General features: G+C 55.8%; 17 protein-coding genes. 5 read left to right on the top strand and 12 right to left on the bottom strand.

Annotation, left to right across the window (positions count from 1 at the left end):
* Positions 1-21: 21 nt before the first annotated feature.
* The 6 genes from FHI25_RS03020 to FHI25_RS02995 form a co-directional block, all read right to left on the bottom strand.
* On the bottom strand, positions 22-951 hold the full coding sequence (locus FHI25_RS03020; protein WP_210515003.1) for a 4-(cytidine 5'-diphospho)-2-C-methyl-D-erythritol kinase: 930 nt from the start codon (positions 949-951) through the stop codon (positions 22-24).
* A 21-nt stretch (positions 952-972) separates the two neighbouring features.
* Positions 973-2,688 carry a tetratricopeptide repeat protein gene (locus tag FHI25_RS03015; protein WP_210515000.1) on the bottom strand — a complete coding sequence of 572 codons (1,716 nt, stop codon included), beginning with the start codon at positions 2,686-2,688 and terminating at the stop codon, positions 973-975.
* Positions 2,689-2,870: 182 nt separating this feature from the next.
* Positions 2,871-4,058: a M20 aminoacylase family protein gene (locus FHI25_RS03010; protein WP_210514997.1), complete on the bottom strand. Its 1,188-nt coding sequence runs from the start codon at positions 4,056-4,058 to the stop codon at positions 2,871-2,873.
* A gap of 96 nt (positions 4,059-4,154) precedes the next feature.
* The gene (locus FHI25_RS03005) at positions 4,155-4,643 is read right to left on the bottom strand and encodes a hypothetical protein (protein WP_008889212.1); all 489 of its coding nucleotides are present in this window, start codon (positions 4,641-4,643) and stop codon (positions 4,155-4,157) included.
* 2 nt (positions 4,644-4,645) lie between these two features.
* Entirely contained in the window at positions 4,646-5,476 is an 831-nt protein-coding gene (locus FHI25_RS03000; protein WP_008889213.1) for a DUF3100 domain-containing protein, read from the bottom strand.
* Between the two features lie 230 nt (positions 5,477-5,706).
* Positions 5,707-6,636 carry a LysR family transcriptional regulator gene (locus tag FHI25_RS02995; RefSeq protein ID WP_210514994.1) on the bottom strand — a complete coding sequence of 310 codons (930 nt, stop codon included), beginning with the start codon at positions 6,634-6,636 and terminating at the stop codon, positions 5,707-5,709.
* Positions 6,637-6,856: 220 nt separating this feature from the next.
* Here FHI25_RS02995 and FHI25_RS02990 point away from each other — a divergent pair, with 220 nt between their 5' ends.
* Both FHI25_RS02990 and FHI25_RS02985 read left to right on the top strand, forming a co-directional pair.
* Positions 6,857-7,771: an NAD(P)-dependent oxidoreductase gene (locus FHI25_RS02990; protein WP_210514992.1), complete on the top strand. Its 915-nt coding sequence runs from the start codon at positions 6,857-6,859 to the stop codon at positions 7,769-7,771.
* A 2-nt stretch (positions 7,772-7,773) separates the two neighbouring features.
* Entirely contained in the window at positions 7,774-9,309 is a 1,536-nt protein-coding gene (locus FHI25_RS02985; protein WP_246878872.1) for an aldehyde dehydrogenase family protein, read from the top strand.
* 103 nt (positions 9,310-9,412) lie between these two features.
* Here the strand turns inward: FHI25_RS02985 and FHI25_RS02980 are convergent, their stop codons facing one another.
* Positions 9,413-11,050, bottom strand: a complete 1,638-nt coding sequence (locus FHI25_RS02980; protein ID WP_210514986.1) for an electron transfer flavoprotein-ubiquinone oxidoreductase — start codon at positions 11,048-11,050, stop codon at positions 9,413-9,415.
* A 273-nt stretch (positions 11,051-11,323) separates the two neighbouring features.
* On the opposite strand from FHI25_RS02980, the gene FHI25_RS02975 reads away from it, so the two are divergent.
* The 3 genes from FHI25_RS02975 (at position 11,324) to FHI25_RS02965 (ending at position 14,603) form a co-directional block, all read left to right on the top strand.
* Positions 11,324-12,214, top strand: a complete 891-nt coding sequence (locus tag FHI25_RS02975) for a uracil-DNA glycosylase (protein WP_210514984.1) — start codon at positions 11,324-11,326, stop codon at positions 12,212-12,214.
* Between the two features lie 232 nt (positions 12,215-12,446).
* On the top strand, positions 12,447-14,300 hold the full coding sequence (locus tag FHI25_RS02970) for a lytic transglycosylase domain-containing protein (RefSeq protein ID WP_210514981.1): 1,854 nt from the start codon (positions 12,447-12,449) through the stop codon (positions 14,298-14,300).
* A 15-nt stretch (positions 14,301-14,315) separates the two neighbouring features.
* Positions 14,316-14,603, top strand: a complete 288-nt coding sequence (locus tag FHI25_RS02965; RefSeq protein ID WP_210514978.1) for a hypothetical protein — start codon at positions 14,316-14,318, stop codon at positions 14,601-14,603.
* Between the two features lie 14 nt (positions 14,604-14,617).
* Here FHI25_RS02965 and FHI25_RS02960 read toward each other — a convergent pair whose 3' ends face one another.
* The 5 genes from FHI25_RS02960 to ccmE all read right to left on the bottom strand — a co-directional run bounded on the left by FHI25_RS02960 (position 14,618) and on the right by ccmE (position 19,101).
* Entirely contained in the window at positions 14,618-15,334 is a 717-nt protein-coding gene (locus FHI25_RS02960) for a cytochrome C biogenesis protein CcmI (protein WP_210514975.1), read from the bottom strand.
* Between the two features lie 46 nt (positions 15,335-15,380).
* Entirely contained in the window at positions 15,381-15,881 is a 501-nt protein-coding gene (locus tag FHI25_RS02955; protein WP_063088581.1) for a cytochrome c-type biogenesis protein, read from the bottom strand.
* Complete coding sequence (locus FHI25_RS02950; protein WP_210514973.1) at positions 15,878-16,414, bottom strand: DsbE family thiol:disulfide interchange protein; 537 nt, start codon at positions 16,412-16,414, stop codon at positions 15,878-15,880. The genes FHI25_RS02955 and FHI25_RS02950 overlap by 4 nt, the downstream gene beginning before the upstream one ends.
* Positions 16,411-18,480, bottom strand: coding sequence for a cytochrome c-type biogenesis CcmF C-terminal domain-containing protein (locus FHI25_RS02945; RefSeq protein ID WP_210514971.1), 2,070 nt, complete (start codon positions 18,478-18,480; stop codon positions 16,411-16,413). The genes FHI25_RS02950 and FHI25_RS02945 overlap by 4 nt, the downstream gene beginning before the upstream one ends.
* A 132-nt stretch (positions 18,481-18,612) precedes the next feature.
* Positions 18,613-19,101, bottom strand: coding sequence for a cytochrome c maturation protein CcmE (gene ccmE / locus FHI25_RS02940; RefSeq protein WP_008889225.1), 489 nt, complete (start codon positions 19,099-19,101; stop codon positions 18,613-18,615).
* Positions 19,102-19,103 lie beyond the last annotated feature (2 nt).

The raw sequence follows: 19,103 nt of genomic DNA, 5'->3' as shown, positions 1-19,103 counted from the left end.
GAAGGTTTTTTTATCTCGCGCTCAGTCGGGGAAGGCCGCGCCCATATCTGCCTGCTCGCGGCTCTTTTCCGTCAGGATATGGGTGGGCGAAATCCACCAGTCCGGGTTCTGTGCCGCAATGGCATTTGCCGCACGTTCTGCCTGATCGTTTGTGTCGTAAATTCCGAAACACGTCGCCCCGCTGCCTGACATTCTGGCCAGCAAGCATCCCTCTTCGCGGGCAAGGGCATTTAGCACATCACAAATTTCCGGAAGGATGCCGGTGGCTGGCAGCGTCAGGTCATTGCCGCATTCCGACAATGCATCGGCAAGGGCCGCACCACTTTGAAAGGTCTGCTGGGTATCCCATGCGCCGGTCGGGCTAAACCCCTCGTCCGTCCGGGCCTTGAAGATTTCGGGTGTTGAAACCGCCTTGCCGGGATTGATCAGGACCATCGGGACGGACGGCAGGTCGGGCAGTGCGGTGATTTCTTCGCCAATGCCCGACATCAGACAGGTTCTACCATGCAGGCAAACCGGAACATCTGCCCCGAGTGTTAGCGCCATGCGTGATAAGGTGTCTGCGTCGAGATCAAGTTTCCACATTTCGCACAGCAACCGGATCGCCGCCGCGGCATCAGCCGACCCGCCACCGATGCCCGATGCAATCGGCAACCGCTTATCAAGGATCAGGTCGGCCCCCTGTGTCGTGCCACTTTCAGCCTGGATCATCCGGGCGGCACGCATGACAAGATTGTCGCTGGTGTCTTCAAGGGCAAGGTTGGCAGCCATGGGGCCTGTGATCGAAAGGGTGATGGCGCCATCATCGCGCACCTCACCACTCACCACGTCACCGGATGCGGTAAAGCAGACGAGGCTTTCAAGCAGGTGATAGCCGTCATCGCGTTTGCCGGTGACGTGCAAAAACAGGTTAACCTTGGCAGGTGCCTGCTGGCGATAGGTCGCAGACATGAACGTTTCTTCCCAAATGCGTCAGTTTACGACGGTCGGGGCCACGCTTGGTACCTGACCATTGATCTTGGCTTCAACGGTACTGCGCAGTTCTTCGGTCGGATTGAAGGACAGGGCACGGTGCCACTGGAAACGGGCTTCGTGATAGCGCCCGATCTGCCAATAGGCATCACCCAGATGATCATTGATGGTCGGGTCATCGGGTTTCAGTTCGACCGCCTTTTCAAGCTGTTCGACCGCATCTTCGAACCGGCCAAGCTTGTAGTAAACCCACCCCAGACTGTCGACGATATAGCCATCATCAGGCTGCAATTCGACAGCGCGTTTAAGCATGTCTTCGGCCTGATCGAAATTCATGCCCATATCAACCCAACTATAACCAAGATAGTTGAGCACATAGGGCTGTTCCGGTTCGACTTCGAGGGCCTGAAGGAAATCTGCCTCGGCCTTGGCCCAGTCACCGGCACGTTCGTGGGCAATGCCGCGACGATACAGCAAACGCCAGCCAACCTGTGTCTGGCCGCCAAGCCGTTCAATCGCCTTGTCATAGGCGTCTGCGGCCGGGCCATATTGTTGCTGAATGCGCAGGATGTCGCCAAGCTGGATCAGCGCATCTGGCCGATCACGGCGTTCGTTGACCATGTCCTTGAGGATATCAATCGCCTCGTCCGCGCGACCGATCTGCTCAAGGCTTGAGGCGGTGCGAAGCCGCGCATTCCAGCTGTGCGGGGATGAGCGGGGGATCCCTTTGTAAACCTCAATTGCCGTTTCAAAGCGGTTCTGAATTTCCATCACTTCGCCGACCAGAAGACGGGTAATGTCATCATCGGGACGCAGCGACAGCGAATAGCGCGCCATAAGCAAGGATGGATCAACCGCGTTTTCCTGACTAAGCAGGGTGGCGATATCGAGATAGGCCTCTGCAAGACCCTCTGCCGGGGTCAGCATGGTGGCGATCGGTGGTTCTTTGCGGTCAAGCCGCGCGAGATGGAACGGCATGGCAAGCGATTGCGGATGCCGATCCATATAGCTTTCATACAGAAGGGATGCCTTTTGCACCTGACCTTTACGCTCATAAACAGCGCCAAGGGCCTCGGCAGCGCGAAGCGGCGCGTCGGCCGGATCGCCATAGGCACTGGCAAGCGCGCGTTCGGCGGCATCAAAATCACCAAAATGCGCCAGGATCAGACCGCGATGATACTCCGAAAGCGGGTTAAGCGCGCCATTGCCCTGCATGCCATCAAGGGCGGTCATTGCCGCGTCTTTTTGATCAAGGCCGGTGTAAAGCCAGGCCTTTGCCAGCGGTGCAATCAGGGCATTGATGCCACGTTCCGGAAGGCTTGAGACGATATAAAGCGCATCCTGATAGCGATCTTCGCGAATGGCGGCATCCATCACGGTCAGGGCCGCAAACAGGTCCTGATCGTTTTCGGATTGCAAACTGGTGGCAATATCGACGGCATCGCTGATGCGCCCGTCACTGATCAATGCCAGGAAAGCACGGCGGCGCAGCTCGGCATTGTCGGGGTCAAGTTGATGGGCGCGCAATAGATACTGCGCAGCGTAGTCAGACCGGCTTTCCATCTGGGCGGCCTTGCCAGCCAGGAAATTGCCCGAAAACCCGTTGGATTGCGGATACTCGAAAACGGCATCGTCGCTGTTCTGTGGCATGGTGCCACAGGCCGAAAGCGCAATAGCCGTCATCGGGATGAGGAGATGTAACAATTTACGTTTCAAAGGCTTTTCCTGCGTCCGCAATTCGGGTTCGGCGATGCCAGATCTGGCGCATCGCCATAGTGAATTTCGGGATTAGCCTACTCAGTCGGCAATTATAAGGCAAAGCATTTGCAACAACAGCAAACCGCTATCTTTGAATGCCATCAATGACACGGGAACACGCAGCGCAGGATAATATGTCTTCAGTCCTGCGACAGGGCTTCTTTGACCAGTGCAATCCAATAGCTGACACCGTACGTGATGGCGTCATCATTGAAGTCATATGCGGCGTTATGAAGCAACCGGTCGCCATCCGTCGGGCCGTTGCCGAGCCAGATATAGCAACCCGGTTTGACATTCAGCATGAAGGCAAAATCTTCGCTGGCCATGGACGGTTCAGGATTGGTGTCCACCTGATCTGCGCCGACAATCTTCGATGCCACCGAAAGGGCGATTTCGGATTCTGCCGGGCTGTTGATTGTCGCCGGATAGCGGCGTTGATAATTCACCCGGGCATCGCAGCCCAAGGCCTGTGCGGTGTGTTTGGCTGTTTCGACCAGACGCGCTTCGATAACATCCTGAATATCAGGATCAAATGTGCGCACAGTGCCGCGAATGGTCGCGGTATTGGGGATTACGTTCCAGGTGTCACCACCGAAAATCTGCGTGGGTGAAATCACAGCGCTTTTCAAAGGATTGATTTCGCGTGCAACGATGGTTTGCAGTGCCAGCAGAACCTGACCTGCTGTTGTAATCGGATCATGTCCGAGATGGGGCATGGCCGCGTGGCACCCTTTGCCCTCAATCACGATTTCAAACACGTCGTAGCTTGCCATCATCGGGCCAGCCTTGACAGCCATGGTGCCGATATCGCGGCCCGGCCAGTTATGCATGCCATAAACCGTATCGACCGGATGACTGTCAAACAGGCCTTCGTTGACCATTTCCCGTCCGCCGCCTTCGTTTTCTTCGGCAGGCTGGAAAATGAAATCAACCGTTCCGGCAAAATCCGGGTTTTCAGCAAGTATTTTGGCGGCACCAAGCAGCATGGTCATATGGCCATCATGACCACAGGCATGCATTTTTCCCGGATGTTTTGACGCATAAGGCAAATTGGTTGTTTCATGGATATCAAGCGCATCCATGTCGGCGCGAAGCCCGATCCGCTTTCCCGGCCCTTTGTTGCCATGCAGGGTTGCGACAACGCCTGTCTTGGCGATCCCGGTCTTGACCTCCAAGCCAAAGGATTTCAGCTTTTCTGCAACAAAGGCACTGGTCAGGTTTTCTTCAAATGCGGTTTCAGGGTGAGCATGCAGATGGTGACGCCAACTGATGAATTCATCGACAAGTTCGGTGGCGCGAGGATGAAGGGAGCAAGAAGGGACAGTCATCTGCATACTCGATTTTGGATGATATGTGCGGGCGTGAACCCGGTAACTTAACACCGGGACCACCATGTTTCAGATGGTCCCGGTTACGCGATGTGATCAGATACCCTGAAGTTTCAGGATCGCTTCGGCAACAAGAACCGAACCGGCATAGGTGCCAAGGAATACAAGGCAGGCAACCAGTGCCAGTTTCCAGCCGGAATGTTTGGCAACTTCGATTTCCTTTTTGGCAATCGCAAAGCCGGCATAGGCAAGCGCCGGGGTTGCAAGGGCCAGGAAGTTAACCGACTTGGCCTGTGCGACGATCCATTCCGAACCCGGGGTCCAGGGAAGGGTCGCGACAATGCCGACCAACGAAATCCATGCAACGCTTGGCAGATAGAACGGCGCAAAGCGGGTCAGGATAAGGCCAACCATCGAGATCAAATAGATCACGATCATGCCCATAAATCCGTCCATCAACGGTATCGCCGGTCCGACTGTGTTCATCACCAGTCCGACAAGGCAGACAATGATCAGGACGACGGCATGATCGACAAGGTCAATTTTCGGGCGGGTGGTTTCTTTTGCAACAACGCTATCAGACATGATCAAGCCCCCTTGTTGTCAGCAGCGGCAAGGTCACGCTTACCAGCCGTCGCGTTATAGAGTTTTTCAACGATCGGAAGAGCAATAAACAGTCCGGCATAAAGACCCGTTGCATAGGTCAAAAGGTTGCTCGCCCCGGCAAGTGCAAGGATTTCGTCCTTCATGGAAGGGACAACTTCCGTCAGCGCACCAGTGCAGGCCGCCATCATTGAACCGCTGCCGATCCCGCATGCCATTGCAAGCGCGCGCGGATCAAAAACATCAATGCTGGCAAACAGTGACGCCAGAATGGCGAAAATGAAGGTGCCGAAAAGTGTGCCGATCACATAGACGCCCATGACACCCGCACCTTCCGGGCTTTTAAGCGTGTAACGGTCGGCAATGATGGCAAGGTTCGGTTCACGTGCGATCGAGAAGGTCGCACCAATGGCCTCGCGGCCCATTTTCAGGCCCCAAACCGCAAGCGGGAATGCCAGAACAATCGTGCCGAGGTTCCCGAGTTCCTGCAGCAACAGCGCAGGACCCGCTTCGATGATGGTTTCGATTGCCGGGCCGATGGTGGTTCCGAATTTGGCGATGAACGGCATGATAGCAATGACGATCAGCGGTGAGGCCGCCTTGACTTCTTTTTCACCGATGAACTTGCCAAATTTCGGCATGACATTCGGATTCATAAGGGCTGCCATGATAAAGGCATAAAGCAGCGGCAACAGAAGGATTGCTCCAATTCCCAAAGGAATTTTGCGGATGCCGATCAGCTCGGCGATAGCCCCAATGATGATAACGGCTAAATGGAGCTTCCATAGCCCCATTTGTCCCCGAAGCGCATTCATTTCCCAGTCTCCTTGACAGACAGTGGCGTTTACGACGCAAGGACACCTTTCCCATTATTGCGGGAAACCAAACGCGCCTTGTCATCCCTGTAAAATCCGGCGACGCAAAATTCATCGTTTTGCCATTTTTAGATCCGGAATTTCCGACCGAGAATGGGAACATGCCGATTCATGGGCAAGTGCCATTTTGGGATGCTTCTGTTGCCGAAATGGCAACAGGTCACGCAAGGTTATTCGTGTTCTTCGGGATACCAGGCGGAGCCAAATGCCTCCATCTGATCGCGGATCATGCCTGTAACCGCCCGCACCGCGGCGGTTTTGGGGCGCTCCTTGCGCACCAGCAAGTGTGAAGGAACACGCGCCAGGAAGGGATCGGTCATCGGGATGGCAACGACTTCGCCTCTGCGTAGTTGTCGTGATACCGCAAACGCAGGCAGATAGGTAATACCGCCCCCCGACAGGACAAAGTGAATGGCTACATTGATCGAATCGGCGGTCAGAAAAGCATCCCGCGCCACGCGATTTCCCGGATCGGCATTTGCCAAAAGTTTGGACACCCCGAAATTCTGATCCAGCAAGGCGGCCGGATAATTCAGCGTTTCATTCAGTTTGCAGCTTTGCTTGGAGGCAAGGGCAAATTCCGGCGGGACCAGCACGCAAAGCGGGCTGTGGTTTTCGGCAAGTAATTCAAGCTCTGGCGTGCGCGGCGGGTTGAAAACCAGCCCCAGATCATAGTCATCGCGCAGAATGCCATGGGTGATCTTTTCGGTTCCGGCAACATCGACTTCAAGCCGAATATCGGGGAACTCGTCGCGCAGCGGGCGGATCACGTGATTAACAAGATCGACAACAAAGCCCTCCCCGGTCGCGATGCGCACCGTCCCGGCAATGGCGCCACGGGCGGCGGCCAGATCAACCGCAAATGCTTCGTCGATTTCAATACGCTTGCGTGCATGCGCCGCAACCATATGCCCCGTTTCGGTAAAGATGATCCCGCGTTTGGTGCGTTCCATCAAAAGCGTATTGAGATGCGCCTCAAGGCTTGAGATCTGTCGACTGATCGCCGAGGGGGCAATACGTAAGTTCTCGGCAGCAGTCCGGATCGAGCCGGCTTCGAAAACAGCCAAAAAATAACGGAGAGGTTTGTCATCGATCTTCATATCGGGGCTTCGAATTGTGGGGCGATGTCGTAATCAGAGCATATCTGTTGCTGTTTCGGCAACAACATGTTCCGGCAATTGATCTTGAAACAGCGGTGCTTCCGCCGGAAGTTGATCAGGAAATCAAAACAGAAAAGGGCGGAAAAGGGCGTTCAAAGGCGAAGATTGTCACCTTTGATACAGCGCGTAACGACCCCAAAGCAGCAAAGAGGCAGCAATCGTGACACAAACACACATCAATGACACCGGAACCGTCGGGGTCATTGGGCTTGGAAATATGGGACTTGGTATGGCGCGCACACTTTTGCGCGAGGGCCACGCGGTAACCGGGTTTGACCTTTCCGTCGAACGCCAGGCGGATGCTGCGCGCGATGGTGTGACCATCGTTGCCACCCAGCAGGAACTTTTTAGCGCCTGTGAGACCATCATCCTTTCCTTGCCGACAGCACGCCACGTGCAAACCGTTCTGACCGGGGATAGTGGCCTTGCATCTTGTGGTCTTGCGCCGCGCCTGATCATTGATACGACAACGTCTGAACCCGATGTGACCCGTGAACTTGACGCGGCTTTGCGTGTGATCGGTCATGTGCTGATTGATGCGCCGGTCAGTGGTGGCCCGGCTGGGGCCAATAGTGGGCAATTGACCATGATGGTTGGCGGCGATGATGCCGGTTTTGCCAAGGCGATGCCGATCCTTTCAGTTCTGGGTGGCAAGATTACCCATGTTGGCCCGGTAGGTGCCGGCCACGCAGTCAAAATTATCAACAACATGCTTGTTGCGACCCATCTTTTGACCATGCGCGAAGCAGTCGCACTGGGCAAGGCGGCCGGGGTGGATACCAACTACCTGATCTCCGCACTTAACGCCGGTTCGGGGCGCAGTGCTGTTAGCGAAGTCAATTATCCGAAATGGGTTCTTTCCGGGCAGTTTGATAGTGGTTTTACCATGGGGTTGATGCGCAAGGACATGCGCCTTGCCATGGCCTTGGCATCGCAAAAGGACGTGGCGCTTCCGGTCAGTCAACTGGCGGGACAGATTTGGCAGGACAGTGCGGCGGCGCTCTCCGATGACATGGATTTCAATCGCATCACCGAATTGACTGCAAACACCGAGACCGCCAAGGCAGGAGAATGAAAATGAGCAGCGCAGATACCCTCATGGCCCGTAACTATACCAAGGCCATGGCACCGTTCTTTGCGGATGGTGTTGTTGGCAGTTGGGTCAATGGTGCGATCATGCCGGGCAACGGCGATGATATTGAATTGATCGATCCTGCAACCGGCAAGGCGTTTTTGACCTTTAAGGATGCCGGTGGCGAGGTCGTGGATGCCGCTATGAAGGCGGCGGTTGCCGGACAGCGTGTCTGGTGGGCGATGACGGCAGCCGAACGTGGCCGTATTCTCTGGAAAATCGGTGCCCAGGTCCGCGATCATCTTGAACAACTGGCACTTCTGGAATGCGTTTCTGCCGGTAAGCCGATCCGCGATACGCGGGTCGAGGTGCTTAAAGTCGCCGAGATGTTTGAATATTATGCCGGTTGGGCGGACAAGCTTCATGGCGATGTTATCCCGGTCCCGACCAGCCATCTGAACTATACCCGTCCTGAGCCATATGGCGTTGTTACGCAAATAACGCCCTGGAACGCGCCGATCTTTACGGCAGGTTGGCAGTTGGCCCCGGCCTTGTGTGCGGGCAATGCAGCGGTTCTTAAACCGTCGGAAATGACGCCGCTGACCTCTGTTGCGCTTGGCGTTTTGTCGCAAAAGGCGGGCTTGCCTGATGGGGTGATTTCCGTACTGGCAGGATTGGGCCATATCACGGGTGTTGCGGCGACAACCCACGATGCCACCCGCAAGGTCGTCTTCGTCGGATCGCCCAAAACCGGTTCTGTTATCGCGGCCCAAGCCGCCCAGAATATCGTGCCTTGTGTTCTTGAGCTTGGCGGCAAGTCGGCAAATATCGTGTTCGAAGATGCCGATCTTAAGCGTGCCGTGACTGGCGCGCAGGCCGCGATCTTTAGCGGAGCCGGGCAAAGCTGTGTTGCCGGTTCGCGCCTGTTGGTCCAGCGTTCCGTGCTGGATCAGTTCCAGGAAATGCTGGTTACGGGTGCCAATCATATTCCTGTGGGCGATCCGCTTGATAGCGCAACCCAGATTGGCCCGATCAACAATGATGCCCAGTACCAGACGGTAAATCGCCTGATCGCGGCGGGGCGTGCCGAAGGGGCCGATATTCTTGCAGGTGGTGTCCGCCCGGATGGGGGCGCTTTTGCCGATGGGTATTTCTTGCGTCCGACGGTTCTTGGCAATGTCCGCAACGATATGTCGATTGCGCGTGACGAAATCTTTGGACCGGTCGTTTCGGTCATTCCGTTTGAGGACGAGGCCGAAGCCATTGCCATCGCCAACGACAGCAAATTTGGCCTGGCCGGTGCGGTGTGGACTGGCGCGGTGGATCGCGCGCACCGGGTGGCCGCCAATGTGCGGGCCGGGACGTTCTGGATTAACAGCTATAAGACCATCAATGTCATGTCGCCATTTGGCGGGTTTGGACAGAGTGGCTATGGCCGATCCAGCGGCAAGGAAGGCTTGATGGAATATATGCAGCCCAAAAGTATCTGGACCGAAACCGCAGCAAACCCGCCGGTTGCCTTTGGCTATGCGCCAGAATGATTAAATGATTAAATGATCAAATGACCAAGTGATCAAATCATCAGACTAAATAATAAGGGCCGCAAGAAGCGGCCCTTATTTGTATGAGGAAAGCCAAAAAGGCTTACATGTTCGGGTAGTTAGGTCCGCCGCCACCTTCGGGCACGACCCAGACGATGTTCTGGGTCGGGTCCTTTATGTCGCAGGTTTTGCAATGCACGCAATTCTGCGCGTTGATCTGCAGACGCTTGCCGCCATTGTCTTCGTCTTCGACGAATTCATAGACACCGGCCGGGCAGAAACGTGCCTCTGGCCCGTCATAGACGGCAAGGTTGGTGTTTACCGGAACACTTGCATCTTTCAGCGTCAGGTGGATCGGCTGATCTTCGCTGTGGTTGGTGTTTGACAGGAAGACCGATGACAGCTTGTCGAAGCTGATTTTGCCATCCGGTTTCGGATAGTCGATCTTTGGCATTTCGCTTGCCGGTTTCAGGCAGGCGTGATCCGCATGGTTTTTAAAGGTCCATGGTGCCTTGCCGCCGAACAGATAGGTGTCGACCGCGCTATAGGCCATGCCGCCCCAGAAGCCCCACTTGGCGAAGCTCGGACGGATGTTACGCACCTTGTGCAGTTCCGGATAGACCCAGCTGTCTTTCAGACGCTGCGGGTAGCTGTCCATCTGTGCAGGCGTTTCGTCGGCCGTCAGGGCCTCAAACGCGGCCTCGGCGGCCAGCATGCCGGTCTTCATCGCGGTGTGCGAACCCTTGATTTTCGGCACGTTCATAAAGCCCGCCGAACAGCCGATCAGGCAACCGCCCGGGAAGACAAGATCGGGGATCGACTGGAAACCGCCTTCGTTCAGCGCACGCGCGCCATAGGAAATGCGGCGGCCATTTTCGAAAATCTTGCGGATTTCCGGGTGCGTCTTGAAACGCTGGAATTCATCAAACGGGCTGAGATGCGGGTTTTCGTAATCCAGGCCGATGACAAAACCGACAACCACCTGATTGTTATCAAGGTGATAGAGGAACGACCCGCCGTAGGTGTCCTTATCAAGTGGCCAGCCAACGGTGTGCTGGATCAGGCCTTCCTTGTGGACTTCGGGATCAACTTCCCAAAGTTCCTTGATGCCGATGCCATAGGTTTGCGGATCGGAATTTTTGCGCAGATCAAATTTCTTGATCAGCTGTTCGGACAGCGATCCACGGCACCCTTCGGCAAAGAAGGTGTATTTGGCATGCAGTTCCATACCCGGTTCGTGGTTCGGGCCCGGCGTGCCATCGCGTTGCAGGCCCATATCACCGGTGGCGATACCCTTGACCGATCCGTCTTCGTTAAACAGAACTTCGGCGGCGGCAAAGCCCGGATAAACTTCAACACCAAGGGCCTCTGCCTGTTCGCCAAGCCAGCGGCAGACATTGCCAAGGCTTACGATATAGTTGCCCTTGTTGTGCATTTGCGGCGGGGTCGGCAGCTTTTTAGCGCCAGTTTCGCTGAGCATCATGAACTGGTCTTCGCCAGCCGGCACGTTCAGCGGTGCGCCGCGTTCTTTCCAGTCCGGGAAAAGTTCATTGATCGAGCGCGGCTCCATCACGGCCCCAGAAAGGGTGTGTGCGCCGACCTCGGAACCTTTTTCAACCACACAGACGGTGATTTCTTTTTCCTGTTCCTGGGCGAGTTGCATCAGCTTGATGGCCGCTGACAGACCGGATACACCGGCGCCAACAACGACCACGTCAAATTCCATGGATTCCCGTTCCATTTGGCCTCTCTCCTTTGGCTGGCGACCGTATCGAACTGTTTCCGTTCGTTGGCCGTGAGCCGGTATTCACCGTTCAGAGTCTCGCCCAAGCCCTGAATTCTCTCATAATTCTCTATGAATACAGCTATACCGATCATGGGATCAGTTGACAATCCATAGTCACGAACGGTGTCGCGTTTGTACTCTGGCACAAAGGACCCAAAATCGTATAAGGTCGTCCCAAGCAGCAGCCGCGATCCCGTTCGCGGTGCAACATACATCGCCTTAGTGTAGATGAGCAAACCAATTACAGACTTTGATGTAAATAATCTCGACCCGTTCGAGGCCCTTGTCTGGCAATTTGAAATGGGCGCGGACGAGGCCATTGCCGACGAGCCGCTTGACCGTTTCAAGGCGTCCGAAAGCCTGCGTCAGAACGCGGCCAACCGGCCGGGCTTTGGCGCAAATGCTGGCACCAACCCGCAACGTCCGGCAGGGGCGTCGGCCCGTCCGGCACAGGCTTCTGGCAACGGCCCGGCACCAATCCCTGCTGGCGCGGATGGTGGGTTTTTACTGTCTGACACGCCGCATGAAGCACGCCAGTCCGCACGGGATGCGGCGGCCGCGGCAAACAGTCTTGAGGAACTCAAGGCAGCGATTGAAAAGTTTGAAGGCTGTGCCCTTAAGAAGTCCGCAAGCAATACCGTTTTTGGCACCGGTAATGTCGAGGCCAAGCTGGTGTTGGTCGGAGAAGCGCCCGGTGCCGAAGAGGACCGTCAGGGACTGCCGTTCGTCGGGCCAAGTGGCAAGTTGCTTGATGCCATGTTGCGATCCATCGGCCTGGCGCGTGAAGAAGTTTACATCACCAATATCCTGCCATGGCGGCCACCGGGAAACCGCCAGCCGACCACAGCCGAAGTCGCAGTCTGTGAACCGTTTGTGCGCCGACATCTCGAGCTGATCGGGCCCAAGGTTGTGGTGTGTCTTGGCGGCAGTTCGGCCAAGACCCTGATGGAAGAAGATCGCGGGATCACGCGTTTGCGCGGCACGTGGAAGGAAGTTTCCTTTGCCGATGGCAAAAAGGCCGACCTGACCGCGATGTTCCATCCGGCTTATCTTCTGCGCACGCCGGAACAAAAACGCCTTGCCTGGCGTGATTTGCGCGCGATCGCACAAAAGCTTTAAGGAATTGGCGATAAACTGACTGTATGCATGGGAGATATGCATGCGTTCGGGGTGCGTAATCTGGTGTGGGCCAAGTGCTTGATTCCAGATAAATGATTTCGCGGTTTGGCTGTTTGCTGCTATAAGGGACGCCGTTGCACGAGGGGGAACACCGCAGGCAACGGGTTGCGAGACCAAACTGCTTCGGGATAAACACGCGGCTTGAAAACAAGTCTCGTTGGGGAAACTAATTTTGATCGAAGCAATAAGAACACGCCTGCCGGGTGTCAAAAGCACCTTAAGGCAGGGCCTATTCTTCGCGTTTCTTGGCACCATGACCATCATGGGGGCCACGTCACCTGCTGTTTCCAGCACGCAGGAACAGGCGGCCCTTGGCAGCCCGGTTCTGGATGACGCGCTTTCGACCGTAATCCCCAAGCCACTTTCCGAACGTGACGCCGAACTTTACGAACAGATTTTTGCCGTTCAGGAACAGGGCCGTTGGCAAGATGCCGACCGCCTGATTTCGCGCCTGTCTGATGATGTCCTGATGGGGCACGTGATGGCGCAGCGTTATCTGCATCCGACGGCCTACCGTTCGCGTTACAAGGAACTAAAAGACTGGCTTGCCAGCTATGCCGATCATCCGCAGGCGCCGCGCATCTACAAACTTGCGCTGACACGTCGCGGATCGGCCAATTATCCGAAGAAGCCTGTGGGCAGCTATGTTTCGGGTGCCGGTTATGATTACGAGAACATCACGCCCTATTATCACAAGTCGTCCAAGAAGCTGTCGTCCAAGCAACGTTCACGCATCGCGACCCTGAAAAGTCGTATTCGCCATCGCATCGGCAGTGGCTGGCCGACCGGCGCGCTGGAAGTTCTTGAAAGTGACGAAGCGCAGCGTCTTTTTGATGCCTATGAGCAGGACCACGCCAAGGCGGCAATTGCATCTGGTTACTATTACTTTGGCAAACCGGATCTTGCGTTGAAATATGCCGGTGAAGCGGCAAAGCGTTCGGGCAAGTACCTGCCGCAGGCGCATTGGACGGCGGGCTTGACCGCCTGGCGTCTGGGCAAGATGGATGAATCGCACGCCCATTTCGCAGCGCTGAGCACCAATAAATATGCATCAAGCTGGACCCGGACCGCCGGTGCGTTCTGGGCAGGGCGTATTGATCTGGCCGCAGGCCGGTTCGAAGAGGCCGATGCCATGTTGAACCGTGCGGCGGAGTATCCGCGCTCGTTCTATGGTCAGTTGGCGATGCGCGCCCTTGGCCGTGATGATGTCTTTGACTGGGACAGCCTTGAGCTTGATGAAAACCGTGCCAACAAGCTGAAGCTTGATCCGCATGGGCGTCGTGCACTTTCGCTGTTGCAGATCGGGCAGCGCGATGAAGCCGAACGCGAATTGCGCAAGGCTGCGGCAAAAGATGATGATTCTCTGCGCCGTGCAGTTCTTGCGCTGACCGATACCGCCAACTTTGCATCGCTGACCATGCGCCTTGGCAGCTATATCGCCCAGAAGACAGGTGATGTGTTTGTAAACGCGCTTTATCCGGTCCCGCCGTGGGAGCCGGAAGGTGGTTACGAAGTTGACCGGGCGGTGATTTATGCCTTTATGCGTCAGGAATCAGGTTTCAATACCGACGCCCGCAGTCATGCCGGTGCGCGTGGTTTGATGCAACTGATGCCGGCAACGGCAAGCTATATCGGCAATACCCGTTACCGGGGTGAAAAGCGTGCCGAGCTGTATCAGCCGGAAATCAACCTGTCGCTGGGGCAGAAATACGTTGATCACCTTCTTGAACAGAATGGCGTTGATAACGGCTTCTTGCAATTGATGGCAGCCTATAATGGTGGCATTGGCAATCTTGGTCGCTGGCAGAAGGCGCTTAAGGACAATGTCGATCCGCTGTATTTCATCGAAAGCATTCCGTCGCGTGAAACCCGACTGTTCATCGAACGCGTAATGGCAAACCTTTGGATGTATCGTTCGCGGTTCGGTCAGGAAACGCCGTCGCTTGATCTTCTAGCCGCCGGTGAATGGCCAACCTATCAGCCGCAGGATCAGGAAAATGATCGCGGCCTGACGGCCCAGCGTTAAGCACAATCATCTGCGATGACAGCCAGTAACGGCGACACCCCGCAAAAGCACCCATCAAATGACAAGGACCGTCGCCCCGATCAGGGGACGGTCCTTGATCGTATCAAGATGCCGCCCATGAGTGGCGAAGAAGCGTTGCGACGGTTTAACGAGGGGCAATCATCGGCAAATGGCGCCAAGAATGCGCCGCAGCGGGGCGAACTTGATAATCTTCATCCGATCATCAAGCTGATGGCGCTTGGCGGGACATTGGTTCTGATCGTCGCAGTGTTGCTTGGGGTGCTTTACCTGTTTGCGGCTTAATGCCGTTATCCAGACTAGTCGGCGCTGATTACGGCATCGGCACTGGATTGCAGGGCCTTGATTTCGCTTTCGGTGGCATTGCCAAGCGGGTCGTCCTTGGGTAGGTCGCGGTAAAGGTCGCTAAGCACGCGAAGCGCCTGATCGGATTTACCATTTTGTTTCAGCATCATGCCATAATAGTAGCGTGCCAACAGATGGTTGGGCATTTGCCCCAGGGCATGAAGCACAAGATCGCGTGAAGTACTGTCGATCTGGCCATCCTGGGCGGTAATGCGGGTATCGGCATATTCAATGGCAAGCAACGGATTGTGACCCGAAAGGGCGTAGGCCTGCGCAAAGGCGGCAACGGCGCGCTCAATATTGCCAAGGCGCAGCGATCCACGCGCCAAGGCGACCCAGCCTTGAAGATTGCGCGGGTTTACCTCAAGCGAGACGACAATCTGATTAAGCAAACGCCTGATCTGTTGATCGGTTTTAAAATCCGGGTCGGTGGCGTTGTCGGCAACGGCCGCGGCCGCGGCCAGGTTGCGTTCACCTGCACGGTCTGCATAGGGCCGCGATGGCAGGGTTGGGCTGCCAATGATCGCATAAAGACCCAGTGCCGCGATGACCGGCAGTGAGGCAAACGTCACACGGCGCGCACGCGATCCGTGCCCGTCGGATTTCGGCAGGCTTGCATAGAGTGCAGAACCCGCCAGAACTGCCAGAACCGTCAAGCCAACCCAGATCACGCGAAACCTCCGACCGGTTGACGATATGTCAGGCGATCACGTTTCATCAGGACTTGCCGTCATCATTTGAAGTGCCAAGAAGTTCGTCCAGACGGTCCTGTTCATCTTTTGACAGGGATGCGGATGCAGGGGAACCTTCGCGCTGCTTGCGGCGATAGAATGCAAAGACCGCCAGCAAAGCCAGCACCACCAGAACAGCCGGGCTTGCCCACAGAATATAGGTTTCCGGCTTTAGCGGCGGGTTCAAAAGGACGTAGTCGCCATAACGCGCAACGATATAGTCAATGACCTCTTCGTTGTCGTCGCCGGCAACAAGGCGTTCACGCACCAGCACGCGCAGATCACGCGCCAGTTCGGCATCAGAATCATCAATCGACTGGTTTTGACAGACAAGGCAGCGCAGTTCCTTGCTGATTTCGCGCGCGCGTTCTTCAAGAACCGGGTTGGACAGCATTTCATCGGGGTTGACCGCAAATGCCGGGTTCGATGCAATGACCGGAACCAGAATGGCAAGTGCGCCAAAAACAAGTTTGAAGCGGCTTATCATCCCTTTAACTCCGCGATTTTCGGCAGCAGGACCTTTTCAAGGACTTCGACCGTAACCGGCCCGACATGCTTGTATCTGATTTGGCCGGTGCCATCGATGATGAAGGTTTCCGGAACGCCATAGACACCAAAATCAATGCCGGTCCGGCCCGACAGATCCATGCCGACAGCGGCATAGGGATCGCCAAGTTCGGCCAGCCATTTCACGCCGTCCTCGGGATCCTTTTCCTTGTAATTCAGACCATAGACCGGAACGGCGGCTTCGCGTGACAGGCGTTTGATCAGCGGATGTTCTGCGCGGCACGGGACGCACCAGCTTGCAAAGACGTTCAGAACCGATACCTCGCCCTTGGTCAGATCCGCACGCGACAGGCCCTTGTCCCGGCCCGGCAGCGGCGGCAGCGAGAATTCCGGTGCCGGTTTATCGATCAGGACCGATGGCACAACCGATGCATCCTTGTCGATGTTTAACAAGAACACCCCGGCCAGTGCGGCAAACAAAACCAGCGGAATGACAGCGATCGAAAATCTCATGAAGCGGGAACTCCAGTCTTCTTGAAGCGCAGGATTACGCGCGTGAGGATGCTGAAACATCCACCGATCAACATCAATAACATGCCACCCCAGACCCAGGGCATCATGGGCAAATAATGAACTGTTACCACCCGGCCACCGTCATCATCACGGTCACCGATCGAGACATGCAGATCGCCATCGCGACCATGCCAGATATCGGCTTCACGGGTTTCAACGCCACGGATCGGGTAATAGCGAATTTCAGGGAACAGTTCGGTGACAGGCAGGGAGTGCCGATACAGGATAAAGGTCGCCTGACGGGTGGCATAGTTTTCACCGGCCAGAAGCGAGACACCTTCATATTGCAGGTTATAGGGGCCTGCCTGAATACTTTGTCCGGCACGGGCAGAGACAACAACCTGTTCTTCCCAGATGCTGCTGGCCGATCCACCGGCAATCAGGATTGCAAGGCCGATATGGGAAAGGGTCATGCTGATATAGCGTGGCCCCAGAAGTTGCAGATTGCGATATTTGCTTTCGCCATATTCAGGGTGGCGCCAAAGCCGCGCCCACAGATCACTTAGCGACGCGGTCAGAACCCAACCGGCAAGACCGATACCGATCAGCGGTGCGGGTGACAGATCGATAAAGCGGATGGAAACGAACAGCACCGTGATGAGCGACAGGATGGCTGCAAGCTTCATGCGCCGCCCGATCATCCAGACTTCATCTTGTCGCCAGCGCAGTGCCGGGGCAAAGGCCATCAAAAACAGCAAGGGCAGAACAATCGGGATCAGAGCTTTGACATAGAACGGCGCACCGACCGTGATCGGATCGCCCGTAATCCATTGCAAAACCAGTGGATAAATCGTTCCGATCAGAACGACAGCAGCAACCAGCGATAACATCACGCTGTTGAGGAACATCGCACTTTCGCGCGAAATGACATCAAAACCGCGACCATCGCCCATCTGATCGACAGAGCGCCAAAACAGGTAATAGGCGACCGCAAACACCAGACAAAACGCAACCAGAAGTCCGGTGCTGTCAATTGGCAGAAGCTGTGTTTCGGGCAGGGGCGCAAACAGATCCGATCGGGTCAGGTAAACCCCGAACCATCCCACCGCAAGCGTCGTGATGCCCAGAAAGGCTGTCCAGGCGCGCAGCGTTTCGGTTTTTTCCAGAACGGCCCGGCAATGCAAAAGGGCGGTTGCCAGCAACCATGGCAAAAGAAGGCTGTTTTCCGCCGTGTCCCAGTACCACCAGCCGCCCCATGCCTGCTCGCTGTAGGAGCGATAGGCATTGATCGCAATTGCGGTGCCAAGGCAGACCCACGAAATGATGGTCCAGGATCGCGTGGTTTCGGCAAACCGGCGGTCAATCTTGCGGTCAAGCAACCCGGCCAGTGTCATGGCAAAGATACTGGCAAGCCCCGCCAGACCAAGATAAAGGAACGGTTCGCGCAGGACTTTAAGAAGGTCTTGGCTTTGCGGGTTCATGCCCCGACCATCAAGCGGCGCAACAGTGACACGCAGGAACGGGTCGGCATCAATCAGTGTCACGACACCAAGAATTGCGATCAATGCGCCAAGAACGGAAAGCGCATTACGCGCAAAGCGATCCGTACAGATGGCAGCAGAACTGCGCAGCTGGATGGCAATCAGAAGATTGACCAGTGAAAGGGTCAGAAGCCAGAGCAGCATGGCCCCGCCATCGGGGGTAAAGGCCGCCCCGATGCGATAAAGCAATGGGGTCGATGAGTGACTGACATTCGAGACGATGGGCAGGGTGAAGTCACTGACGATAAAGGCATTGATCAACGCCCCCTCGGCCAGAAGGCCAAGTACCAGAATGACCGCAGGCAAAAGAAACAGACTGGCCGGTTTTACCGCGGCCTGCCCGAAGGTACCGTCATTATCATCGTCATCGGAAAAGGTGGGGCTGCCTGCCGGTGTGGCAGAAGCCCTGTGTGGGGTGAGCATGCGCAACGATGCACGTAGCCAAAGCGGGCTGAACAGAACCGCTTGTCCAATTCCCGTGACCACCATCAGCAGCAGGGCAAAATGTCCTAACTCTGCAAACATGTGCGTCTATGACTTCCCCAATAGTTCCCCTGCGCCCTATTGCCCGATCGGTCGGGTACAGATCAAGGGGCAATGGTCGCGGCTATGTTTTTCTTGCGCGTATGGTCGGGCTTTATGGCGGCAGAATGTGGCTTAATTGCGCATTTGTTCGGCGTTCTTGGCTTCGATTTCTTCCCAATAGCCGCTTTTCTTAAGCGATTCGGCGACTTCGGGGGGCATGTAGTTTTCATCATGCTTGGCCAGAACTTCGGATGCGACAAAAGTGCCATCGCTGTTCATGTGGCCTTCGGCGACGACGCCCTGACCTTCGCGAAACAGATCGGGCAAAATCCCGCGATAGGAAACCGGCACACTTTCGGCCATATCAGTGACGACGAAGGCAATGGTTTGTCCATCATCCTGTTTTGCAACCGACCCTTCAACCACAAGGCCGCCAATCCGCAAACGCTGATCTGGGTCAATCGGTGATTTTTCGGCGATTTCGGTTGGGCTGAAGAAGAACACCACAGAATCTTCAAATGCCGTTAGCATCAGGGCCGCAGCACTGCCAACCGCGAGCAAGATGGCCCCGATGACATACATGCGTTGGCGTTTACGGATTTTTGCGCGGGAAAGTGACACAG

The organism is Thalassospira sp. ER-Se-21-Dark (assembly GCF_017922435.1).
GTDB lineage: Bacteria > Pseudomonadota > Alphaproteobacteria > Rhodospirillales > Thalassospiraceae > Thalassospira.
This window is presented reverse-complemented; position numbering and strand designations above follow the sequence as displayed.